Raw genomic sequence first — 23,864 nt, forward strand, 5'->3', positions numbered from 1 at the left:
ACCTTTTTCTATTGAAGAATAGGTAACATTTATGACGCACTCTTAGCCAGATGAAAGAAGTTAAACTAAAAAAAAACGTAACTGTTTCCATTTATTCAAAAGGCTGCACAACCGACGCTTGTTCGGCTATCAGACTTTTTTATCCTTTATCCTGGCTTAACTGGGAAATCATCTGGAACACCCGGAAAAGTTGCTTAAACAAGGACTTCGATATTCATCCAACTAAAAACTCAGACTTAATAATTATTCAACGAGACTTTCCAAGTAAAAAAACCGCAAAACTATTATTGTCGCTGTTAAACATGGGGATCCCCATTGTTTATGATCTGGATGACTTGCTTCTCGATAACCAGCCTGAACATCCTCGTTTTTTTTATTTCAAAACAGTATCACCCTATATTAAATGGCTAATAAAAGAAGTTGATTTAATCACTGTTTCCACTATAGCATTAAAAAATGAACTAACCCCTCATACTCAGCGTCCGATTTATGTAATCCAAAACCTGTTAAACCATAATTTATTCATTGAACAACCAAAACCCCGCCACGATATATTCAACATATTAATATCGGGAACACCCACACATCAAGAAGATTGGTCCATCATAGAGGAACCTGTTTTTGATATCTTAAAAGCATATAAAGACCGAGTTAATGTAATTTTCTTCGGGGATGCACCTAAGGCATTTCGCAACCATCCATCGGTTAGCAGCATTGACTTCAAACCAAACTATAAAGATTATGCCTCTTACTTGAAAAGCTTAGACATACATATTGCTTTAGTACCATTGAAAGACACCAAATTTAATCAATGTAAAAGCAATATAAAATGGCTCGAATATTCTGCAGCAGGTATTCCTGGAATTTATAGCGATATCACACCATATCGCTCATGTATAGATAACGGCTTAAATGGAATTCTAGTTAACAATAACCCTAAATCGTGGTTTTTAGCCATAGAGAGCGTACTTCTTGACAAGATAAAAACAACTTCAATAATAAAACATGCCCAAGAGGAAGTTTTCTATAAATATTCACTTCACAATGCCATAGATACATATTTACCCCCATTTAAAACCATTTTGAATCTTGAAAAACCTCTAACAAGAACCCCATCCCTCCCACCCATGCGGGCATTTTTGACGATTTATTACAATCTGCTTGACAAGGCACTAATTCTCTGTAATTTTTTATACAAAATATGATTATTTCGAGAAGCGATTGGTTAAAGTTAGGCTCGACGACGCATTTTCGCTCAGTTTTTGATTATTTTTAAACTATTACTTATGCCCTACAATATTATTAGAAAAGCTAAAGCTGTTTTACTTAAAAAAGGATTTTTTGAATTGGTAAAATCCACGTATTTTTATCTTATAAACATATCCCCATACCAAGCCAAATGTTTTTCAAAGACACAACATTTGTTCAAAGGTAAAATAGGCATGGAAATTGGGGGACCGAGCTCAGTATTTATGAAAAGGAACGTTTTCCCGGTTTATTCTATTCCATATCGAATTGATAACTGCAACTTTAACAACGATACAACCTGGGAAGGTAAGATTGAGAATGGACAAACTTTTTATTTTAATCCCAAGAAAAAACCAGGGTGGCAATTCTTTTTTGAAGCAACCAACTTAACAAAGATTGCCTCAAACTCTTATGCCTTTCTATTATCGTCACACATGCTTGAACATTCTGCGAATCCTATTCTCGCATTATCTGAATGGATAAGAATATTAAAACAGGATGGATTATTAGTAATATTGCTTCCCCACAAAGATGGCACTTTCGACCATCGTCGACCAGTAACCACAATGGAACATCTTATTTCTGACTTTATAAACAATACAGGAGAAGATGACCTTACACATATGCCTGAAATTCTTGCATTACATGACCTAGAACTCGATAAACAAGCCGGAGACATGGACTGCTTTAAGGCCCGTTCTGAGCGGAACTTTGAAAACCGCTGTTTTCATCACCATGTTTTTGACACCCGTCTTGCCGTTAAACTTATTGACTACATGCAATTGAAAATTAGAGCAGTTGAAGCTATTGAACCCTTACATATTCTGGTTGTAGCTCAAAAAACCAATCAGGAAGAAATAATTGACAATTCCGCGTTTACTTCCGACTCAGCTCATTACTTTAAAAACAGCCCTTTTAAAACAGACCATCAATTAAATGAAAAATACGACAATAACGGATATATTTGATTGTCTATACTGAACAAGCGCATTAACTAAAAGATGGCTTCTGGCTCACCCCATCTTTAATCCCTTTCAATATATACAAAGCTTGATTTTTTCCGCTTTCATCAAAAACGGAAAAATATAGCAAAGTAAAAACAATTTTTACTGAGGCATTAAGAATCCAAGCAAATGGTGCGTGCTCTAACTTCCATAGCCAAATAGCATTTCTTACTATTGTGTAGTGTCGATCTGGCGACCTATGCGGCATGTGACGCCAGCCGAAAAACCAATAGCGGCATATTTTGTCGCCCATATAATGTATGAGATAGTTTTTACTACACAGTCCGTAGCATTTGAATCCTAAATATCTCACCCTCATATACCATTCTGTTTCCACGTGATCTATAAAAAACTCTTCAAAAAACTGACCGATAGTATCCCAGTGTTTCAAAAAAATAAGACTACCTGACGAATTAAGAAACTCACATTTAATTAAATTTCCATTATTTCCTGCACAGCCAACTCTTTTCCAAATCCCCCATTTAAGTGAGGCAAACTTGATACAGTTATTTGATCTCGGGTCGTACAAGCGTGGACCAATTGCAACCGTTTGCGTGTCAGTCTTCGAAAGCAGTTTTGCTGCGCGTAACATTTCCTCAAGCAATCCATCCTGAGGGATGCTATCCTGATCTAACAACAGCGCATATTCATGTTTGTCCTTTATCACTTGATCGACGCCAACATTTAACGCCTTTGCAATACCGTAATTTTTTTCCAAACAAATCAATCTGATCCTATCAGAATACTGCGCATACAATTCCTTTATATAACCAGTCGACTCATTTGAATACCAATTGTCTACAATATAGATTGCTACTGGTGACTTCAACAATTGTGAAAGTACGGAACACAATATATTTCTATCTGGATTGTAGGTAACTATTACGCAGGCCATCTCAACTTCGGCTCTTTCGTTTACTTCAAAACTCATTTTTTGCACCGATTTTTGACTCTCTGTATAAACTAATGAATTTTTCAGATATTGTTAACCAATCGTAATCTTGTACGACTTCAAATGCCTTTAGACTAAGTCTCGCTCGTAATTTATTATCGTTAAGTAGCCGTTCAATGGCCATGGCAATTTCTTTAGGTTTGCCTGGATTTACCAATAGACCGGTTTCTTCGTGAGTTATCACAGAGCCAATTCCACCGACATTAGTTGTAATGATCGGTAAACGGCTTGCCATTGCTTCTAAAAGCATTACTCCTTGACCTTCAGTATCTCCGTGCATATCCTTAATGGACGGCGCAATAAAAATATCTGCGGATGCATAATAGCCGGGCAACTTCTGATTTGGAATACGGCCCCAAAAACGAATCGAATTGATGTACTCTATGTCAATCGCCAACATTTCGAGTTTTTTACGCTCTGATCCGTCGCCAATAATCCACAACTCAGTTTGTTTTCGCAAGACCTCTGGTAATAGGGCATAAGCCCTCAATAAATCTGCTACACCTTTTTTTTCGACTAAACGCCCGACGAACAACAGTACTAGTTTTTCCGGGTCCGGTCGGAGTGGTATTTTTTCAGTATCTAAGTCTAGAAATTTCTTGCAGTTTATACCCATCGGAATTACGCATGGCGTAGGCAGATCAGAACCTACGGCAACGGCAGTTGCACGTGTATTGCTAGTCCAAGCCGAGCAACTTTTAATAGTCCATCGTTTTATAGCTCCGATAAAAAGTCCCTGCAATGCAAAGGCGTCACCGCCGTGCGCTGTGACGATTGTCGGGATTCTGAATATCTTACCTAATACTACCGCCACCGTTCCTTGCGGAAAAATCCAGTGAGCATGTATCAAAACGGGTCGATCTCTAAATATTAGCCCAGCAGCGGTTACTAGCATCGAAATGATAAAAAACGGCACTTGCAACAGTAACCATGGTGCAGCACGCAAGTTAGGCAAAATGCCTGAACCATAGGCCAGTTTTTGCAGCTTGCGCGGAAAGAAATAAGTAAAGTGGCGACTGGTTATGCCACTTGCTTGTTCTGTGTTTTGAATTTCCGGATGATCCGGGGAAAGAATTTGTATATCGATCTGACGTGTTGACAGGGCCTCCGCCAAATACCGCAGAAATATGGAGGAGCTATCGTCTTCATTCCGTGGATAGCTCGAAGTGAGCCAAAGTACTTTGAAGCGTTTCGTTTTCGATGATCCTACACTCATCGTAAAACGCCAAATTTTCCCTAAATTTCGATTAACTAACGCACCAAACTCAACAAAACCCCGGCAGCCACTGCGGAACCGATCACGCCGGCTACGTTGGGCCCCATAGCATGCATCAGCAGGAAGTTGTGCGGATTGCTTTCCAGACCGATTTTGTTGGCGACGCGGGCTGCCATCGGCACCGCGGAAACGCCTGCCGCGCCGATTAAGGGATTGATCGGCGTACTGCTGAAACGATTCATGATTTTAGCCATGATGACGCCGCTGGCGGTACCGATCGCAAAGGCGACGGCGCCTAAGCCCAGGATGCCCAAGGTTTGTACTTTCAAAAAAGCCTCGGCGCTAAGCTTGGAGCCGACCGACAAGCCCAGGAAAATCGTAACAATATTGATCAATTCATTCTGCGCGGTTTTGCTCAGCCGATCCACCACGCCGGTCGCATTCATCAGGTTACCCAAGCAAAACATGCCGACCAACGGCGCGGCAGACGGCAGCAACAGCGCCGTTAAAATCAGCAGCATCAACGGAAACACGACTTTCTCGACCTTTCCGACAGTGCGGAGTTGTTGCATCTCAATGCGGCGTTCCTCCTCGCTGGTCAATGCCCGCATGATCGGCGGCTGGATCAACGGTACCAACGCCATGTAAGAGTATGCGGCGACGGCAATCGCACCCAATAATTCGGGTGCCAGTTTGGAGGCAACATAGATTGCAGTCGGGCCGTCGGCACCGCCGATGATCGCAATCGCTGCCGCTTCCTTCAAACTGAACGCCATGCCCGGCACGGCATTCAAAGCCAGTGCGCCGAACAAGGTCGCGAAGATACCGAATTGGGCCGCCGCACCGAGAAACAACGTTTTCGGATTCGCCAGCATCGGCCCGAAATCGGTCATCGCCCCGACGCCCATGAATATCAACAGCGGAAATACACCCGCCTTGATACCTCCATACATGTAATAAAGAATACCGCCCTCGTCGACCATGCCCGCCACTGGAATATTGCTCAGTACCGCGCCGAAACCGATCGGTAACAACAATAGCGGTTCGAAGCCTTTTTTAATCGCCAGGTATAACAACAGGAATCCCACCGCCATCATGATGATCTGCGGTTGGGTAATGTTGTAAATACCGGTGCTTTCCCACAAGAGTCGGAGATTTTCCATGGCTTGATTTATTAGATTTGGTTGGCTGACGACACCATTGCGACATGCCGTCGAGTTTAAATTGGGCTTTAGCCGCCCGCACTGCGGACGGCCGGAGCAAGTTAAATCTTAGGCGTTTATAACGTGACCAGGACGTCGCCCACCGCTACCGAGTCACCTTGGCGCACGTTGACGGCGCTAACGATACCGGCGACTTTGGCGCGAATTTCGGTTTCCATTTTCATGGCTTCCATGATTAACACGACGTCGCCTTCGGACAGATGGGAACCGACGTTGACATTCACTTTCAATACCACACCAGCCAAGGGCGACTCGACGACGCCGCTGCCGCTGACGATCGGCGCGGTCGAGGCCAACATCGGACCGTTTTCCAGTGCCGAGGACGGCTTCACCACAATTTCGCCGTTGCCCGGTGCGATTGCAACGTGGTAATTTTTGCCGTCCACATTCACAGTGTAAGTTTCGGCTTCGCCCGCCGATTTTGCGGCAGCCGGCGCGGTAACAGAGGCCGGCTCGGCTCCCGGTGCCGGCTCGAATGCGGTCGGATTGCCCCGATTCTGGATGAATTTCCAGCCCACTTGCGCGAACAGGCCATCGATCAGGGCATCTTCTTCGACATTGTCGGCCAACTTGACGCCTTCGGCCTGTGCTTTCGCCTTGACTTCGGCTACCAGCTTAGCCATTTCCGGCTCCAACAAATCCGCCGGCCGGCAATCGATGGGTTCGGCACCGTTCAACACCCGTGCCTGCAACTCTTTATCCACAGGCGCTGGAGTTGCGCCATACTCGCCGCGTAATACGCCGGCCGTTTCTTTACTGATGGTTTTGTAACGCTCGCCAGCCAAAACATTCAATACGGCCTGGGTACCGACGATTTGCGAAGTCGGCGTCACCAGCGGGATGTAACCCAAATCTTTGCGTACCAGCGGGATTTCCTGCAGTACCGCATCGAAACGGTCGGCCGCGCCCTGCTCCTTCAACTGGCTTTCCATATTGGTCAGCATGCCGCCCGGTACTTGCGATACCAAAATACGGCTATCGACCCCTTTCAGGCTGCCTTCGAACTGCGCATATTTTTTCCGCACTTCGCGGAAATAAGCCGCGACTTTTTCCAGCCTGGCCAAATCCAGACCGGTGTCGCGTTTCTGTCCGGCCAATGCCGCGACGATGGTTTCGGTCGGCGTATGGCCGTAAGTCATACTCAGCGAAGAGATTGCGGTGTCGACATTATCGACGCCGGCTTCCACAGCCTTGATACAGGTCGCAACGCTCAATCCGGTAGTGGCGTGGCAATGCAAATGTACCGGGATCGCCACCGCCTTCTTCAATTTGCCGATCAGGTCGTAGGCGTCGTAAGGGGTCAGCAAACCGGCCATGTCTTTAATGCAGATCGAATGCGCCCCCATATCCTCGATCAGCTTGCCCTGCTCTACCCACTTTTTGATGGTATGCACCGGGCTGGTGGTGTAGGAAATCGTACCTTGGGCGTGGGCATCGGTATTCAGCACTGCCTTGATGGCTCTCTCGATGTTGCGCATATCGTTCATCGCATCGAAAATCCGGAATACGTCAATACCGTTGACCACGCAACGCTCGACGAATTTATCGACCACATCGTCGGCGTAATGGCGGTAACCCAGAATATTTTGGCCGCGAAACAGCATTTGCTGCGGCGTATTGGGCATGGCTTGCTTCAGTAAACGCAACCGTTCCCAAGGATCCTCGCCCAAGTAGCGAATGCAAGCGTCGAAGGTCGCGCCACCCCAGGATTCGATCGACCAATAACCGATCTGATCGAGCTGCTCGCAAATCGGTAGCATGTCTTCGATACGCAGCCTGGTCGCCAGAATTGACTGATGGGCGTCGCGTAATACCACCTCAGTAATTCCCAGGGGCTTGTTTACCTTTTCCACTCTTTACTCTCCTAATGACTTTTTTGGGTCGTAACAGATCTTACCTTGTGGGTAACTATCCGTTTTTATGCTTTTTGCGGTACTGCAGAACTGCGGCGGTGATCGCGGCAACCACCGCTTTATCGTTACCGGCGACAACCGGCTGTTCGGGAAATTTGGACGGAACCTCCGGAAAATAGCGCCGGACCAGATTACTCATGGTATTGATCGCAACCACCAGCATCGCCAAAAAGGCATAAACCATCCCCATGCCGATTAGCATCAACTCAATACCCGAAGACAGCATTTCGTTCATAAACGTGGTCCAAATGATTAATTAGCTTGGGCATTATCGCCCAAATAAGCCGGAGTTCACAATCCTGAGCAGATTGAAGGGTTTAAGGCCATGGCTTCGAAAAACAAAAAATCGATAGCGCGTGCGTTAGACAAAAAAGACGACCTAGACTGACACCGATAGCTGAAAAAATGGCAACGCACGGCTTGCAAAGAGCCACCATAGAGGTCAAAGCGATTGGAGAAAATCCAGCACCTCGGCTACGTGGACTTTGACCTGCACCTTACGCCATTCTTTGACCAGCACGCCGTTCTCGTCGATCAGAAACGTGCTGCGCTCGATACCTTGCACTTGCTTGCCGTACATATTCTTCATTTTAATCACGTCGAACAAACCGCACAGGCTTTCGTCCTGGTCGGACAACAAATCGAACGGAAACGCTTGTTTGCATTTAAAGCCTTCGTGGACCTTGACGCTATCGCGCGATACGCCCAACACCACCGTATTCAGCGCTTCGAATTGGCCGATATTGTCCCGAAAGGCCTGGCCCTCCTGGGTGCAGCCCGGCGTGTTGTCTTTCGGGTAAAAATACAGCACGATTTTTTTACCGCGATAATCGCTGAGTTTGACGGATTTGTCGCCGGTGGCGGCTACTTCGAAATCGGGGACGGCAGTGCCGATAGCTATGGCGGTCATGAAATCACCTCTTAACGGGTTCGAGAATGGCGTCGATGTTCAAGCTGTCGCAAAAATCCAGAAATTCTTCGCGCAAGGATAGAATCCGCACCGACGGCGGTACCAACAGGATGAACTTGGTCGAAAATACCGCAGTATTGAAAAAAGCCGCGTTGTGCCGGCTGGCCGAGATTTCCTCGATACAGATACCGCGATCCAACAGGAAGGAGGTCACGGCAAACAGGATGTCGCTTTTGTCGACGGAGATGGTTTCCAGCGTGTACGGTACGCCTTCGATGGCTTGCGGCTCCTGGCTCGGCCGCAGGAAGTTCATCTGGATTTCCAGACGGGTTTTGATCGCATCCAGCATACCTTCCAGCTTGGCGATATGGTTCCAATTGCCGTCGATCAACAGATAGGCGGCGGTAAGCTCGGTCAGATTGGAGGTGCGCAGCTCCAGCACGCTGCATTGGCAAGCACTCAGCGCCGACAATATTTCCCCAAGAAAACCGTTCGACTTTTCTCCCAATACGGTAATTGCCAGTTGCATAATCCCAAGTCCATAAATACGCTCCATGCAGTTTAACACCAACCGCTAGAAAAACGCAGTTACGAAATGGTGACCGCGTCAGTCGTGGCGAATCGCGGTTATTCCAGCATGTTCGTCGAAATGTACCGTCAATTTGTTACCCGTCCGAGCTTTACCCAGTCCGGCCAAATCGACTTTAAACGCAACCGCCAATTGCTGATCGGTGACGGGTGCGGTGCGTTTCGGCGCCACCACCGAATGCCGCCAGGACAGCAACACAGTCCAACACAGCCAGAACAGCGCTATCGCCAGCACGATCTGGCCGTAGAGCTCGAGCAGTTCCAGCAAGGTTTTGTATCCGCCGAACCAGCGGATCTCGTCCGACAAGCTTTTCAAGCCCATCAGCCAAGCCGCCAAAGTGAACAGTGGCCACAAAAAATACAGCCACAACGCCCAACTCATGAAAGCCATGAAGACCGACGCGCATTTTTGCTGAAAACTTTGCAAATGCGGCTGGTTGATGATGATCTCTTTCATTTTTGCCGCAACCCTCGATCCAAAGTCACCCAAACCGCGCGCTGGCCGCGCTTTTTCCGTAACGCCTTGATGCAGCCGTTGATTGTGGTGCCGACGTTGATCAACCAGTACACGATCGGGTACCAGATCATCCAATAATAATGCTGAGCCGAGCCGCCGCTTTTCTTTTCGTAGACCGAGTCTATCGTCAAACTGACAGCAAACTGGATCAGACAGGTCACGCACAGCAGCATGCTGGTCCAGTGCGGCGATAAGTCTTCCAAGGCTTCCTGCGGTTCGCTGCTGAACCAGTCCAACGGCACCAAGGCCAGCATCGCCACCACCAAAAATGCCCAACTCAAACTGACGCAACATTCCAAATACAAAGGCCACATGCCGCGCGAACGCCAACGCAGCAACGGCCGGAAATAGCGCAGCAACACCTCGACCCCGCCCTGCGCCCAGCGGCTGCGTTGTTTCCACAAACCTTTCAGCGTTTCCGGCATCAACACCCAGCACAGCGCATTCGGCTCGAAGCGAATCGCCCAGCCGGCCAACTGCATTTTCCAGCTAATATCGATATCTTCTGTCACCATGTCCGGACTCCAGTAACCAACGTCGTGCAAGGCGGTCTTGCGGAAACCGGCGATTACGCCGGATATCGTGAATACATGCCCGTAGGAGCGCTGGGCGCGTTTGATCATGCCGACGATGGCCGAAAATTCGCCGACCTGAATCTTGCCCAACAAGGTCGACCGGTTGCGGATGCGCGGATTGCCGGTCACGGCGCCGACGTGCGGATCTTCCAGAAAATGTTTGACGATCCACGCCGTTGCGTTCGGCGCCAACAAGGCGTCGCCGTCGATGCCGATCAAGATCTCGCTGTTGGCCAGCAGCGCCGCCGTGCGCAGACCAACGGCCTTGCCCTGGTTGCTGGCCAGATTGACGACGCGGATTTGCGGATGCCGGTCGGCCAGTTCGTGCAGGATTTCCAGCGTGTTGTCCTTGCTGCCGTCGTTAACGGCGATGATTTCGTAATTCGGATACTGTTGGTGCAACAAATATTCAATAGTTTCGCGAACGTTCTCGCCCTCGTTATAACACGGGACCAGAATCGACACCGGCGGATAGTCAGCCAACACCGGCAAGTCCGCCAACACATTGCCGCGGTTACGCTCCCAGCGAATGTAATAGACGATGCCGCCCAGCATCCAGACGTAAGCCATCAACAGCGGGTAATAAAACACGAAACGCGACAGCCATTCGTTGAATTGCCACCAGGGCACCTCTTCCAGCCGTTCGCGCCCGATCAGCCACAGATCGATCAGATGTTGCACCCAGGGTTGCGCTAAAAGTTGGTCCACGGTCGACTCAATCCTTGATCTCTACAGGAAAATACTTTTTCAACTCTGCCAATTTGGGCTGGTCGTGAAAAACGTTATCCGGGTAATAACCGATATGCTTGGCACCCAGTTTTTTCAAGAGTTGGAACTGCTCGGTGAATACCGGCATCGGGATGTCCTGTTGCGTTTTCCAGTTTACCGCCTGCAACTCGAACACCATTTTGTCCAATGCCCCTGGATACTGATTGGTCTTCTCGACTAATTCCGCCAGCCACTGCTTCGGATTTTCGGCTTCCTCCATAAACGGCATCGCCTCAATCGCCACGTAATCGTAATGCTTCATAAAACTGCTCAGCGATTGGGCGTACCACTCTTCGCTATACGGCTTCAACAACGGCAACGAATAAAAATTGCGCGCGGTTTTGATATACGGCCGATAAAAACGGACTTTATTGGTCAGATAATCGGTGAATTGGCCCATCAGCTCGTTCTTGTGCTGAGCCCAGCGCAGGCGCAACTGGCTGGAAGAGTGGATGGTATCGAACTCAGCCGGCAAGCCCCAGACCTTACTGGTGAATTCCATCGCCAGCGGCGATACGTCCTCATAATCCGACAAGATACCGTCGTCGTGGAACAGGATGCCGTTGAAGTCGCAGTATTTGGCCAGATCTTCATAAATCTCGCCGACGAACTGGCGAGCCTCCGGATTGAACGGCGACAGGCGGGTATAAATGTGACGGGACAACTGCGGCTCGCCGTCTCGCCATTCCTTGACATACCATTTCAACGGCACGTCGGCTTTATAGGCCATCATCGGCATCCAGGCGTAGACTTTGACGTCAGCGCCCTTTCTCAGCCTTAGCGACACGTAGTTGAACAAATCCCGCCGCATCGGCAGGTGCCGGTTAGGAAAGTACAGTTTGTCGGCATTGCCGTCGCCATCCGGGTCGGAAAAGGCTTGCAGGTAAACCGTATTGGCGCCGCTGGCCTTGATCCGCTCGACCACCGCTGACAGGTTTTTCTCGGTCTGCGCTTCGTCCTCGTCGTAAATGTAATCCATATCGACGTGCGCCACCCGCAACTCGCGACCGGTGCGCAATTTGGTGACGATGGTAGCGAAGCGTTCGGCATTAGGGTCGTCGGTCATGATCATCCGCTTCATCACCGCCGCGTCCGCCAGCGTATTGGCACCGTCGTTCAGGCCCATGGTCAGCGGCATGCCGGCGCTTTTCGCCGCTTCCAACGCGATCGCGTTATATTCGCCGTAAGGCCAGACCATCACCCGTGGCCGCTGGCCCAAAGTCTGCAGCAATTGTTCAGAACTTTTCTCCAGCTCCTGAAAAATCCGCTTCCGGTAATCCTCGTCTTTTTCGTATTCCTCGTATTCGCTGCTGTAGAGCCGGGTCGTGATCGTACTTTGTTCGTTGCCCTGCGGATTGGCGACGATACCATGATGGGCGTTGAAACTGTGGGAGGCGATTTCGACCAAACCACTAGCCGCCACTTCGCGAATTTGGACCGGCGTCATCAGCGGTTTATTGGTGCCGGCATGACTGTGCTGCTCCAACCAACTGCCGACCACGGCCAGCGTGGCCGGGTATTTGTATTTTTTCAGCAGCGGCATCGCCCGGGTGTAGAAGCTTTGGTAGCCGTCGTCGAAGGTCAATAGTACGGCCTTGTTCGGCAACGGTTTTTTGCCTTGCGTACAATCCAGCAAATCCTGGATGCTGATCACCCGATAGCCGTTATTTTTCAACCAGGCGAAGTGGTCGTTCAAATGATCCTTATTGACCGCCATCCGGTCGAACGGCGGGACTCTTTCTTCTTCCTCCAGAATATCGTGGTAATTCAACACGATGAAACTGGAATTGGCGGAATCGGCGGCCTGCAATGGCCCGGCCATCCAGCAGGCGATTACAAAAAATATTCCGGCAATTAGGTGCATGCTCATTAGAAACGTTTCAACGGAAATGGAGGTTGGATAGGGCCGGCGCACAACAGGCGCGGGCCTAAATTGGAGGCAGCATTTTACCCGAACGGCCTTTTTTTACTCGCTTTTATTTATCAGTGCCTTAGCCGGAACCGGTTGCACATCGGCTCGGCATCGACGCAACAACCGCTTGGAGAAGTAGATCCCGGACCTGCGGCCGCTTCCCTCGCCGGGAAATTTACCCGACACCGGCCCTAGCCTTGCCCATCCGGTCGCTCGAAAAATATAGCCAACCCGCGGAATTAAACCTAACCACGAATGGCTAAATCAGCAAGCCCTGCTATATCTAGCTGGGTAAAAAACCTCAATCCTGTTTGGAAGCACTCAGCTTGGCAACGACAACCCACATCAGTTATCTGGACACCATCCGCGGCCTGGCTGCACTCGCCGTGATCAGCGAACACTTCGTCATCGCTTACGGCCTACCCTGCCAGTCGGCGCTCTGCGAGCGCATCCTGGACTTTTCGCCGGCACATATCTGGTGGGACGGCACCGCCGCAGTCTCGATGTTTTTCGTACTGAGCGGCTTCGTGTTGTCGCTCAAATACTTTCCGGCCGGTCAATCGCCCGATATCGGCCGTTTCGAACTCGATCGTTTTCTGATCGGCCGCGTATGTCGAATCTGGCTGCCTTACTTACTGGTGCTAGCCATAAGCGCCGGCTTGTTTGCACTACATTTCGACCGCCCGTCATTGTCTACCCACTTGGCGCCAAGCGCATGGATCGTTGACATGTGGCACCGTTATCCCTTGGACTTCCCGGCAATGCTGCGCGAAGCTTTTTTGCCAAAACTGCCGGAACTGATTGTATTGTTACCGCAAGCCTGGACGCTCAGCATTGAGTTGGTGTTGTCCTTATTGTTACCGCTGGGCTTGCTGTTGAGCCAGCGAGGTACGGCCTGGCTGTTGTTTTTCAGCACCCTCGCCACCGGCCTGCTGGGTGTGTCGCTCTTCCTGTGGCATTTCGTGCTTGGCCTGACCTTGGCGAGATACCACCAGGCGCTGGAAACCCGATTGCGCGGCAGGCGCCCTTTGCGCTATCTGTTACTGCTATGCGGACTGCTGTTATACACCTCGGACACGCTGTTTAGCGCAAAGTCAGTCGGCGAAAACACGCTGTGGCTTGGCACCGGCCTGGGGGCCGGCCTGATTTTGGCGGTGTTCGCCGCATCGCCGCGCTGGCAAAACCTGTTGTCGGTCGCCGCTTTGCGCCAAATCGGTAGAGTGTCGTACAGTGCATATCTGACGCACATGGCAGTGTTGATAAACCTGACACCGTATCTACTGATCGCTCTGGAACATGTCAGCCACAATAGATTGCTGCTGTGGTTCGGCGGCTGGTTGGGAACCATCATTACCGTGCAAGGATTGTCCCTGGTGTTTTATCATGTCTTGGAAATACCGAGCATGGTGCTGGGCAGACGGCTTGCCGAAGCCCTGCGCCCGCACCGCAGTTTGACGCCGCCACCCATATCTTCCGTATTGCCGCCTAACTCATGAAATCCCTAATTGCGCCCCAATCCCGCTTTGGCTTGCTCTGGTTTTGCCTCAGCCTCCTCGCCTACGTTCAATCCGCCGGCGCCGACACCACCGCTGCCGACTGGGCGGCGGTTAGCAGTCCCAGCAGCGATGCCGGACAAAGCATAGGTAGCTATAACGGAGGCTGCATTGCCGGCGCGGGGGCGCTACCGCTGGACGGCCCCGGTTACCAGGTGATGCGCCTGTCGCGCAAACGCTATTTCGGCCACCCGTCATTGATCAACTTCATCCAACAACTGGGCCTGATATCGGCGCGGGACAATCTCGGGACGCTATTGATCGGCGACCTCGGCCAAGCGCGCGGCGGCCCGACGCCGAGTGGACACCGCAGCCACCAAACCGGGCTCGACGTCGACATCTGGTTTTTGCTATTGAATCCGGCCGAGCCGCGCATCTTGAGCGAGGCGGAACGCGAAACCAAGAACGCGATTTCCGTAGTCGATAGCCGTGCCGATGCCGTCGATCGCCGATCATGGAGCGCGGCACACGCCCGCGTCCTGGAAGCCGCCGCCCGGCAGCCGGAAGTGGATCGTATCTTCGTCAATCCCAGCATTAAACAAGAGCTGTGCAGCCGCAAATCGCCGGGTGCGACTGACTGGCTGCGTAAAATCAGGCCTTGGTGGAAGCACGACGATCATTTCCATGTCCGCCTGAAATGCCCGCCGCATAACGTGTTGTGCCAAGCGCAAGAGCCGCTGCCGGCCGGCGACGGCTGCGACGCCAGTCTGGCTTGGTGGTTTTCCGACGAAGCCAAAGCGCCCGGCAAAAGTGCCCCGCAACCGCCGCCGCCCCTGCCGCCGCAGTGCGAACAACTCCTGCGCCAACCCTGATTCGGCAAACATTAGGCTGGCGGCGCTCAGTTCTGAACCCCGCCAACCAACAGCTCCAGCAGTTTCGGCCCGGCTAACGGTTCGGCGAACAGGTAGCCCTGCGCATAGTCGCAACCGGCTGCGATCAGCCAATCGCGTTGCGGTAAGGTCGCCACGCCTTCGGCGACCACTTTTAAACCCAATTTGTGCGCCATGACGATAATCGCTTCGCACAAAGCTTCGTCCTGCGACCCCGGGCTCAAGTTGTTGATAAACGTGCGGTCGATTTTGATGTAATCGATGTCGAATTTTTTGATGTAGGACAACGAAGAGTAGCCGGTTCCGAAATCGTCGATGGCGACTTGCACTCCGGCGTCGCGAAAATCCAGCAACCTGGCTTTAGTCACGGTTTGGGCATCCAACAACAAGCCCTCGGTAATCTCCACCACGACTGCCGTGCCGTCCAGTTCCAAACTCTTCAGGTAATCGAGCCAGGCAAATTCGGCGCCCGAACGCTGGCGGAATTGCACCGGCGATTTATTCACGCTGATCTGGAAATCGGTTCGATAGCGTTCGCGCAGACACTTGGCTTGCAACGCGGCTTGCCGAAACACCCAGTCACCGATCTCGTGGATCAAACCGCTTTCTTCCGCCAAAGGTATGAATTGGGCCGGACTGACCATACCGCGGTGCGGATGCCGCCAACGCAGTAAGGCTTCGGCCTTGGTCACCGCTTCGCCCGGCAATTCGACAATCGGCTGGTAATACACCTCGAATTCGCGGTTGGCCAAGGCGCTACGCAAATCGGTGACCATACCCAAACGGAACTGAGCGGTTTGCTGCATCGACGCCGTGAAAAAACTGTAACCATTGCGCCCTCTTTCCTTGGCGGCGTACATCGCCTGGTCGGCGTTTTTGATCAACTGTTCCTGATCCAAGGAATCGTGCGGATATAGCGTGATACCGATGCTGACAGTGAGGTAATTCAGTTTACCGTTGAGCGGGAACGGCTCCGCCATGGTACGCAGAATATTCTGGGCCACCCGTTCGGCGCTTTCGCCGTTTTCCAAGTCGGGCAGAATAATGGTGAATTCGTCGCCCCCTAGGCGCGAGACGGTATCGGTATCGCGGACGCAACCGACCAGCCGTTCGGCGGCAATCTGCAACAGGCTGTCGCCCTGGATATGACCCAAAATGTCGTTGATTTCCTTGAACCGGTCCAGATCCAGAAACAACAGCGCCACTACGCTGCCGTGGCGGTGAGCTTTTTTGATCTCGCGCGCCAAACGATCGAGAAACATGCGCCGATTGGGTAACGCGGTCAAGCTATCGAAATTGGCCTGGCGCCAAATCTGCTCTTCCGACAACTTTTTCTCGGTGATATCCGAAAACAAACCGATATAGTGTCTGACTTCGCCGCCGCTCGCCGACAAGGTCGAGATACTCAGCAACCCGGCGTGCAATTCGCCGTTGCGTTTCCGGTTCCAGATCTCGCCCCGCCAATAACCCTGCTCGCGAACGGCTTGCCACATATCGGCGAAAAACTCCGGCGGATGCCGGCCGGAATTGAGCATCCGCGGATTTTGGCCTATCGCCTGGTCCCGCGAGTAGCCCGTGATTTTACAGAAACTCGGGTTGACGTCGACAATGGTGCCGCCGACATCGGTAATCATGATGGCTTCGTGCGCTTCCTGAAATACCCGCGCCGACAATTCCAAACGGTCTTCGGCTTCGATCCTCTCGGTCACGTCGCGGCTGATTCCAACCAAAGCCGTTGGCTCGCCGTTCGGACCGAACACCGGGGTTTCGACCGTTTCCAAGCAAACCTGCCCGCCAGCCGGGAGCGGGAGCCGGCGCTCGAAACGGACGGATCGGCCAGTCTGCAAAACCCGCATGTCGTGTTCGCGAAAACAGGCAGCGGTTTCGCCGTCGAAAATATCGAAATCCGACTTGCCGACCAATTCCGCTGCGCCGATGCCGGCATAGCTCTCGAATGCCTTATTGCATCCGCGATAAACCCCATCGCGGTCTTTCAAAAACATCTGGTCCGGCACTGCGTCAATCAGACTGCGCAATAGAGACTGTTCCTGCTCAAGCGAATCTTGCGCAGCGTGCAGCGCACCGGCATCGCGAAACCTCAATAGCCAGCCGATCCTGGCTCCGTCGGGGCTGAAGATCGGCGCTGCGCAGCCGGCGACAGGGTATTCCGTGCCGTCTTTAGCCAGCATAACCAGCCAGTCGGCCAGTGCAGTACGGCTGCCGGCCGCCAGCGCTTCAAGGACCGGAGGGCTATCGGGATCGAGACTACGGAACACCCGCTCCAGCGACTGGCCGGCAACGTCAGCCGCTTGCCAACCGGTCAATTGGTGCGCGCTGCAGTTCATGAAACGGATCCGGCCTTGGGCATCGGTAGCGATAACGGCATCGCCGATCGCCGACAGCATCGCCGTCAAATGATCTTTGCTCTCCGCCAGTTCGGCGATGGTAGTGCCCAATTCGGCCGCCATTCGGTTAAAAGCCTCGCCCAACAACGCCATCTCTCCGCCGCCGGTCAATTGCGCCCGCGCCCGATAGTCGCCGCCGGCAAAACGCCGCAGCACATCGAGCAGATGCCGTAGCGGCCGCACCAGTCCCAGCGAAACCGCTAAAACGATCATGACCGGTAACGAAACAGCGAGAACCAAGGCCGGGGCAATTGCATGGCCGAACGCCGTGCCGTTGGTCGCTCTATCCCGGGACAGACCGTACTGCAACACCAACAATCCGACCGGATCGGGACCCAGCCGGTCGGCACCGGAAACCATCGTCACCGCTTGATAGACCGTCGCCTGCTGCCGGTCGGGGAGGAAACGGATTGACGCTTGCCGCTCCGCACGCAGTCGGGCAAACTCCGCGGCTCCCAGCTCAGGTAACAATTCGGCAGCACTTTTGCCCAACCATTCCGAACGCGTCGCCTGCAACACCATGCCGTTGTCGTCGAACAGCGCGGCGCTATCGCGATTAACGTCCGCGACCAACGCGGGCATGCGTCCGGCAATCAATTCCGGCTGGCCGCGCCGGAACAAGGCTTCGATATCCTGGGCGGCATCAGCCGCCACATGACGGATCTGCTGCAGCTCGCCGGTTTCGCTAGCGCTCGATAGCCCATCATGCTGGTACCACAGCTGCAAACCGCAGTACGCGATCACCAACGCCGGCAAGCTTTTACTCAGACGCAAGGCGAATGTCCGTTTCACGGCCGCCCCGCGACGCAGCCCGACGGCAGGCAGCAATTGTTGCGGCGGCGTCTGATGCGCGATCTTGACCAGACCGGATTGCGCAACAACACGCCTGCCTCCCGGTTCACGGAGAACTCTCCCGGTCGATATAGGGCGGCGGCGAACTCGACCAACGCCAGAATATGCGGCGATAACGTCGGCACGGAGCGGTTAGCAGTAGCCATTCATTGATATCCAAGCATTCAATCCGTAAGGCAAAGCCATCCGGCGGTTTGTTAAGGATAGAATTACAAGGCTTGCGCCGATCGGGAACTCCGGTCTCACAAGCATTGCAGCCGGAAAAAAGTGGGCGCCGCGGCTTTACGCCTTTCCTGGAAACGGCAAATTCAAAAGACTTCCCGTCGCCGTTTAACCACAAAGATTAGCTGCGGCGGGCGGGATTTCAAATCGATGGCTTGGAAGATAGAGGTTTGGCAAAAGCCCTTGCCGAAGCCGGCCCTCCCTGGCCGGTGTCACAGCAAGATCAATGATGGCAGCCGGCACCGTGGATGTGGCCATGGGCAATCTCGTCGGCGCTGGCTGGGCGAACTTCGACCACTTCGACGTCGAAGGTCAAATCTTCCCCGGCCAGCGGGTGATTGCCGTCTATCGTAATGTCGTCGCCATCGATTTGGGTAATGGTAATAATGCCGGGGCCGTAGCTGACTTCGGCGTGAAATTGCATGCCGACTTCGATATCCATCCCATCGAACATATTTCTGGAAACAACCTGAATCATCTCTTCCGACACTTCGCCATAGGCTTGGTCGGCCGGAATCGTCACGTTGAACTTGTCTCCGGCCTGCTTGCCGGTCAAAGCCGCTTCCAAGCCGGCGATGATATTGCCGGCACCGTGCAGGTAAACCAGCGGAGCTTCGCCTCTGGAACTATCCAACTGCTCGCCGCTGCCGTTGGTCAAGGTGTAATGGATGGAAACGGCGGTTTTGTCTGAAATTTGCATAAGGCGTCTTTACCGGTGAAAAAAGCCGACATGATAAGCCCTTTTGCCGTCCGGCGCGCCTATTTCTGGTACTCGATCGAGTTGATATACCAGGTAAACACGCCGGCATCGGTCTTGACCACGGCATCGTCATCCACCTGCTTTTTCAACAAGGCCCGCGCCATCGGCGAATCGACCGAAATGTAATCTTTCCGATCGAAAATCTCGTCGTAGCCGGCAATCCGAAACCGCTTTTTTTCGCCCTCGTCGTTCTCGATCTCGACCCAGGCGCCGAAAAACACCCTGCCCTCCTGCTCCGGGTGATAATCGACCACCTTCAAGCTATCCAGCCGCTTTTGCAGATATCGCACCCGGCGGTCGATCTCGCGCAAGCGCTTCTTGTTGTATTGGTAGTCGGCGTTTTCGCTGCGGTCGCCCAAACTGGCGGCCCAGGTCACCAGTTTGGTCACCTCCGGCCGTTCCACCCGCCAAAGATGATCCAATTCCTGTTGCAATTTTTCGTAACCCTGCCGGGTAATCAACGGTGTCGCCATGGTTTTGCCCGCCTCGTTTCGGGAAGCCTGAGAATGCCGATCAATGCAATTGCCGCAATTGCAAACGGCGCAATTGCGGCGCCAGTTTTGCGGTACCAGCCACGACCAGTAAGGTCATCACGCCGCCGAACACGACCGACGGCACCAAACCCATCAATCGCGCCGCGACCCCGGACTCGAATGCGCCCAATTCGTTGGACGAGCCGATAAAGATGCCGTTGATGGCCGACACCCGGCCGCGCATCGGATCCGGCGTCGCCAATTGCAAAATCGTGGTGCGCATCACCACCGAGACGCCGTCGAACAGACCGGACAACAACAAAAACGCGCCACCCAACCAGAAATTTCGCGCCAGGGCAAAGCCGATCATACAGACGCCAAAGCCGGCGACGGCCGCCAACAGCCAGCGCCCGGCGTGGCGATCGATCGGAAACCGGGCCAGAAATAAACCCATCATCACCGCCCCGACCGCCGGCGCCGCGCGCAGAATGCCCAAACCTTCCGGCCCGTAATGGTAAATTTCGTGGATAAAAGCCGGCAACATCGCCACGGCCCCGCCGAACAATACCGCAAACATGTCCAGCGACTGCGCGCCCAGCACGATTTGATTGCCGAACACGAAACGCAGGCCTTCGCCGATACTGGTAAAAATCGGCGCGCTTTCCGCCGGCTGCGGCTCCGCCACCCGCAACGACAACAATGCCAGCGTGGCGAGTACGCACAACCCGGTCGCGGTTTCGTAAGCCGCGGTCTTACCGGCCCAAGCGACAATCAAACCACCGATGGCCGGTCCGGCCACCAGTCCGAATTGGAATGCCGAACTGCCGATGCCCGCGGCACGGGCGTATTGTTCGCGCGGCAGGACCAAGGCGAACAGCGCGCTGTAGCTGGGGCCGATGAAAGCTCTGGCAATACCGGTCAAGGCAATCGCCGCGTAAATCCATACCAGCGGCCGGTTGGCGATCCAGGCTTCGGATACCGCGACCAACATCAGACCGTTCAAGGCCACCAGCAGGCTGGCGCCGACACCGAACCAGCGCCGGGAATAGTGGTCCACCGCGTAACCGGCGAACAACGCGCAACAGAAATACGGAATCACCTCGGCCAGACCGATTAGCCCCAATGCCAACGCGTCATGGGTTAATTCGTAAATATGCCAACCGACGACGATAGCCATCATCTGGTAGGCCAACACGATCAACAAGCGGAAACTGAGTAATTTGATGAAGGCGGTATTGAAATAAGCGGGCAGATGCATGTCGAGTCGCGGCGAAAGGGTCAAAATGCGGCGTGGGCCGCGCACCGCTTAGTGTACCGCGTTTCGACCGGCGCTTGCCGCAAACGGACTAGTGGACCGGCAGATTGAGAAATCGGCGGTATTGGCTATTATCAGACAGTAATCCGCTTGAGTAACGAGGGCTTCGATGAGCTTGACCGCAACCCAGACCCAACACCACAACCGCAGGTTGGCGCTACGCATCTACGAACAGGTCAACCTTTTCTACCAAGCGATACCCGACGGCGAATTGTCCGCCCACACCACAGGCCGGGCCGGACGAGTCCTGCCGCCGTCGAGCAGTGTCGAAAACGATACCTTGCAAGCCAATATCAGCGCCAACGGTATGTCGTTCACCGCGAAAGAGCGCATGCTAACCGGCGACTATTTACTCCTCAGAATTCTGTTGTTGTCGAGCATGACCACGATCAGTACTTGCGGCCAGGTGGTGTATTGCAAACCCAGCAACCCCTACGAAGACAACCGCTATCCGCATACGGTAGGGATCCGCTTCGTCAACTTGAGCGAAGCCGACAGCGCATTGCTGCGGCGCCATGTCGACCGCCGCAACAAACAAGAAATGACGATCAAAGCCCTAACCGCCGCGTTGTTGCTGACGGCGCTGGCGATGCCGGATCTGGCCTGGGCGCTGCTGCTCGGATTACTGCACCATCTGTGGGAAATCGCGCTGCATGTCGCCCATCTGCTGTTCGAATACCTGGAAATGGGCCTGGACCACATGGTCGAACATTTACTGCATACCGGTACTCACGAAACCCAGGTCATCGTGTTCTATACCATTGTCACGCTCGCTTCCGTGGTAGCATATTTCGTCGGCCGCAGGATCCCGGCAGCCGGCAAACGTTGGCTGAACAAGCTGCTGCTATTCGCGTTGCGGAAAAAATCCAGTTACGGCTATTTCTGGGAGCAGCAAAGCGGTCTGGACAAATTGAAAATCGTCGGCATTAGCGCCACCGCAATCACCGCATACCTGTACTTGGCGTTCTAAACGTCCCGCCGGTTTCGCCCCGCCAACCGTTGCGGCGCCGGATTTTACCGGATTTTACAATTCCCGCCGGAACGCGTCGGCCGCAATTACGTCACAATATCCGCTCGCTCGGCACACGGCAGCCGACCTAAAAATAGCGCGGCAATGCAAACACTCCGATATGATTCAGCAAAGCCATACGATTTGAATCCGCTGGCAGCAGCCAATCACACTGCAAAATGCTAAATGTTTATTTCAAAACCAATCGGCCATTTCAAATGCCCAGTTTGTTAACGGCCCAACAGCAGCGCGCATGACCACACCCAAAACCGAATCCGCCCGCAAGCCGGTCCGGCAACCAACCGCCGCCAACCGCCTCCCGCTCACTGAGTACAGTTAAATTGCACAACCGTATGACAAATCAAGCAACGACTCCGCCGACACGCGGCCAAAGCCGAATCCGGCTCTGGCTGGCAATCCTGCTGACGTTCAGTGCAGCCGGCACCGGCATTTATTTCCTTCAAGGGACAACCGCTCCGGACAAAAAAGCCGAGCGCGGCGCTAAAAGCAAACGCTTTGGCCAGGACGACGACGCACCGGCGGTGGTATCGGTCGCGACCGCGCGCAGCGGCGATTTCCCGGTATACCTGAACGCGCTCGGCACCGTCACCGCGCTCCGCACCGTCACCGTCAAACCGCGGGTGGACGGCGAACTGGTCAAGGTTTATTTCAGCGAAGGCCAGCCGGTCAAGGCCGGCGACCTGCTGGCCGAAATCGACCCGCGGCCGTTTCAAGTACAGTTACAACAGGCTCAAGGCCAATTGCAACGCGACGAAGCACTGTTGAAAAACGCCGAGCTGGACCAAGCCCGCTACCAAACCCTGCTGGAACAGGATTCGATCGCCGCCCAGCAAACCGTGACTCAAGAATCCTTGGTTAAACAATACCGCGGCAGCGTGGAAATGGATAAGGCCCAGGTCGACAACGCCAAATTACAACTAAGTTACGCCAAAGTGACCGCGCCGATTGCCGGCCGAGTCGGCTTACGGCAAATCGACCAGGGCAATATCGTCCGCGCCAGCGACGCCGCCGGCTTGGTCGTGATCACCCAAACCCAGCCGATCAACATCGTGTTCACCTTGGCGGAAGACCAATTGCCGGAGGTGGCGAAACACTACCGGTCAGGCAAAGACATTGGCGTCGAAGCCTATGACCGCAGCGGCAAAACCAAGCTCGCCGACGGCAAACTGATGGCGCTGGACAACCAGATCGACCCGACTACCGGCACCATCAAACTCAAAGCCCAATTCGACAACCGCGAACAAACCCTGTTCGCCAACCAGTTCGTTAACGTCAAAATGCACCTGGACACGTTGCGCGGGGTTACCCAAATTCCGGCCGCGGCACTGCAACACGACGCCCAAGGCCCCTTCGTCTTTATCGTCGACGGCGAAAACGTCGCTCATCTGCGCCGGATCGAACCGGGCCCAAGCAACGACGAAAAGATCGCGGTGCCGGCAGCGCTGGCGGCCGGAGAGGCTCTGATCGTCAACGGCAGCGATCGGGTCAAGGACGGCAGCAAAGTCGATGTTGCCGAAAGGGACGGCCAGGCCGTTGCCGCCCCGGCCAACCCAAACCCGCCGGAAGGCGAAGCAGGCAAACGCCGGCGACGGGGATAA

General features: G+C 53.2%; 21 protein-coding genes. 6 read left to right on the forward strand and 15 right to left on the reverse strand.

Annotated elements, in window-relative coordinates:
• Positions 1–50: 50 nt before the first annotated feature.
• Both PL263_RS06525 and PL263_RS06530 read left to right on the forward strand, forming a co-directional pair.
• Positions 51–1,205, forward strand: a complete 1,155-nt coding sequence (locus PL263_RS06525) for a glycosyltransferase (RefSeq protein ID WP_278212225.1) — start codon at positions 51–53, stop codon at positions 1,203–1,205.
• 81 nt (positions 1,206–1,286) lie between these two features.
• Positions 1,287–2,216 carry a methyltransferase domain-containing protein gene (locus PL263_RS06530; protein ID WP_278212226.1) on the forward strand — a complete coding sequence of 310 codons (930 nt, stop codon included), beginning with the start codon at positions 1,287–1,289 and terminating at the stop codon, positions 2,214–2,216.
• A gap of 22 nt (positions 2,217–2,238) precedes the next feature.
• Here PL263_RS06530 and PL263_RS06535 read toward each other — a convergent pair whose 3' ends face one another.
• From PL263_RS06535 to pgaB, 10 genes are all read right to left on the reverse strand, one after another.
• Positions 2,239–3,183 (reverse strand): glycosyltransferase family 2 protein, encoded by a 945-nt coding sequence (locus PL263_RS06535; protein ID WP_278212227.1) that lies wholly within the window; start codon positions 3,181–3,183, stop codon positions 2,239–2,241.
• The gene (locus PL263_RS06540; RefSeq protein WP_278212229.1) at positions 3,173–4,420 is read right to left on the reverse strand and encodes a glycosyltransferase; all 1,248 of its coding nucleotides are present in this window, start codon (positions 4,418–4,420) and stop codon (positions 3,173–3,175) included. Before PL263_RS06540 ends, PL263_RS06535 begins: the two co-directional genes overlap by 11 nt.
• A gap of 35 nt (positions 4,421–4,455) precedes the next feature.
• Positions 4,456–5,583 (reverse strand): sodium ion-translocating decarboxylase subunit beta, encoded by a 1,128-nt coding sequence (locus PL263_RS06545; RefSeq protein ID WP_278212230.1) that lies wholly within the window; start codon positions 5,581–5,583, stop codon positions 4,456–4,458.
• 116 nt (positions 5,584–5,699) lie between these two features.
• Complete coding sequence (gene oadA, locus PL263_RS06550; protein ID WP_278212232.1) at positions 5,700–7,496, reverse strand: sodium-extruding oxaloacetate decarboxylase subunit alpha; 1,797 nt, start codon at positions 7,494–7,496, stop codon at positions 5,700–5,702.
• Between the two features lie 55 nt (positions 7,497–7,551).
• Complete coding sequence (locus PL263_RS06555; protein WP_054759093.1) at positions 7,552–7,791, reverse strand: OadG family transporter subunit; 240 nt, start codon at positions 7,789–7,791, stop codon at positions 7,552–7,554.
• Between the two features lie 207 nt (positions 7,792–7,998).
• Positions 7,999–8,466, reverse strand: a complete 468-nt coding sequence (locus PL263_RS06560) for a peroxiredoxin (protein ID WP_278212234.1) — start codon at positions 8,464–8,466, stop codon at positions 7,999–8,001.
• Positions 8,467–8,470: 4 nt separating this feature from the next.
• Positions 8,471–8,995: an ACT domain-containing protein gene (locus tag PL263_RS06565; protein WP_140913363.1), complete on the reverse strand. Its 525-nt coding sequence runs from the start codon at positions 8,993–8,995 to the stop codon at positions 8,471–8,473.
• A gap of 78 nt (positions 8,996–9,073) precedes the next feature.
• The gene (pgaD, locus tag PL263_RS06570) at positions 9,074–9,511 is read right to left on the reverse strand and encodes a poly-beta-1,6-N-acetyl-D-glucosamine biosynthesis protein PgaD (RefSeq protein ID WP_278212235.1); all 438 of its coding nucleotides are present in this window, start codon (positions 9,509–9,511) and stop codon (positions 9,074–9,076) included.
• Positions 9,508–10,854, reverse strand: a complete 1,347-nt coding sequence (gene pgaC, locus PL263_RS06575) for a poly-beta-1,6-N-acetyl-D-glucosamine synthase (protein ID WP_278212237.1) — start codon at positions 10,852–10,854, stop codon at positions 9,508–9,510. Before pgaC ends, pgaD begins: the two co-directional genes overlap by 4 nt.
• Positions 10,855–10,861: 7 nt before the next feature.
• Complete coding sequence (pgaB, locus tag PL263_RS06580) at positions 10,862–12,784, reverse strand: poly-beta-1,6-N-acetyl-D-glucosamine N-deacetylase PgaB (RefSeq protein ID WP_278212238.1); 1,923 nt, start codon at positions 12,782–12,784, stop codon at positions 10,862–10,864.
• Between the two features lie 368 nt (positions 12,785–13,152).
• On the opposite strand from pgaB, the gene PL263_RS06585 reads away from it, so the two are divergent.
• Complete coding sequence (locus tag PL263_RS06585) at positions 13,153–14,322, forward strand: acyltransferase (protein WP_278212240.1); 1,170 nt, start codon at positions 13,153–13,155, stop codon at positions 14,320–14,322.
• Positions 14,319–15,191 (forward strand): penicillin-insensitive murein endopeptidase, encoded by an 873-nt coding sequence (gene mepA, locus PL263_RS06590; RefSeq protein WP_278212241.1) that lies wholly within the window; start codon positions 14,319–14,321, stop codon positions 15,189–15,191. The genes PL263_RS06585 and mepA overlap by 4 nt, the downstream gene beginning before the upstream one ends.
• A 26-nt stretch (positions 15,192–15,217) precedes the next feature.
• Here mepA and PL263_RS06595 read toward each other — a convergent pair whose 3' ends face one another.
• From PL263_RS06595 to PL263_RS06615, 5 genes are all read right to left on the reverse strand, one after another.
• A complete protein-coding gene (locus PL263_RS06595; RefSeq protein ID WP_278212243.1) occupies positions 15,218–18,406 on the reverse strand; it encodes an EAL domain-containing protein in 3,189 nt (1,062 codons plus the stop codon).
• Complete coding sequence (locus tag PL263_RS06600) at positions 18,403–18,612, reverse strand: hypothetical protein (RefSeq protein WP_278212245.1); 210 nt, start codon at positions 18,610–18,612, stop codon at positions 18,403–18,405. Before PL263_RS06600 ends, PL263_RS06595 begins: the two co-directional genes overlap by 4 nt.
• 299 nt (positions 18,613–18,911) lie before the next feature.
• A complete protein-coding gene (locus tag PL263_RS06605) occupies positions 18,912–19,388 on the reverse strand; it encodes a peptidylprolyl isomerase (protein ID WP_140913355.1) in 477 nt (158 codons plus the stop codon).
• 59 nt (positions 19,389–19,447) lie between these two features.
• The gene (gene greB / locus PL263_RS06610; RefSeq protein WP_140913354.1) at positions 19,448–19,921 is read right to left on the reverse strand and encodes a transcription elongation factor GreB; all 474 of its coding nucleotides are present in this window, start codon (positions 19,919–19,921) and stop codon (positions 19,448–19,450) included.
• Between the two features lie 40 nt (positions 19,922–19,961).
• Complete coding sequence (locus PL263_RS06615) at positions 19,962–21,179, reverse strand: MFS transporter (protein WP_140913353.1); 1,218 nt, start codon at positions 21,177–21,179, stop codon at positions 19,962–19,964.
• A 166-nt stretch (positions 21,180–21,345) separates the two neighbouring features.
• Between PL263_RS06615 and PL263_RS06620 the strand changes: the two genes are divergently transcribed.
• Together PL263_RS06620 and PL263_RS06625 are read left to right on the forward strand one after the other, a co-directional pair.
• The gene (locus PL263_RS06620; protein ID WP_278212246.1) at positions 21,346–22,206 is read left to right on the forward strand and encodes a PilZ domain-containing protein; all 861 of its coding nucleotides are present in this window, start codon (positions 21,346–21,348) and stop codon (positions 22,204–22,206) included.
• Positions 22,207–22,598: 392 nt separating this feature from the next.
• Positions 22,599–23,864, forward strand: a complete 1,266-nt coding sequence (locus PL263_RS06625) for an MdtA/MuxA family multidrug efflux RND transporter periplasmic adaptor subunit (RefSeq protein ID WP_278212247.1) — start codon at positions 22,599–22,601, stop codon at positions 23,862–23,864.

The organism is Methylomonas sp. EFPC3, from assembly GCF_029643245.1.
Lineage (GTDB): Bacteria > Pseudomonadota > Gammaproteobacteria > Methylococcales > Methylomonadaceae > Methylomonas > Methylomonas koyamae_B.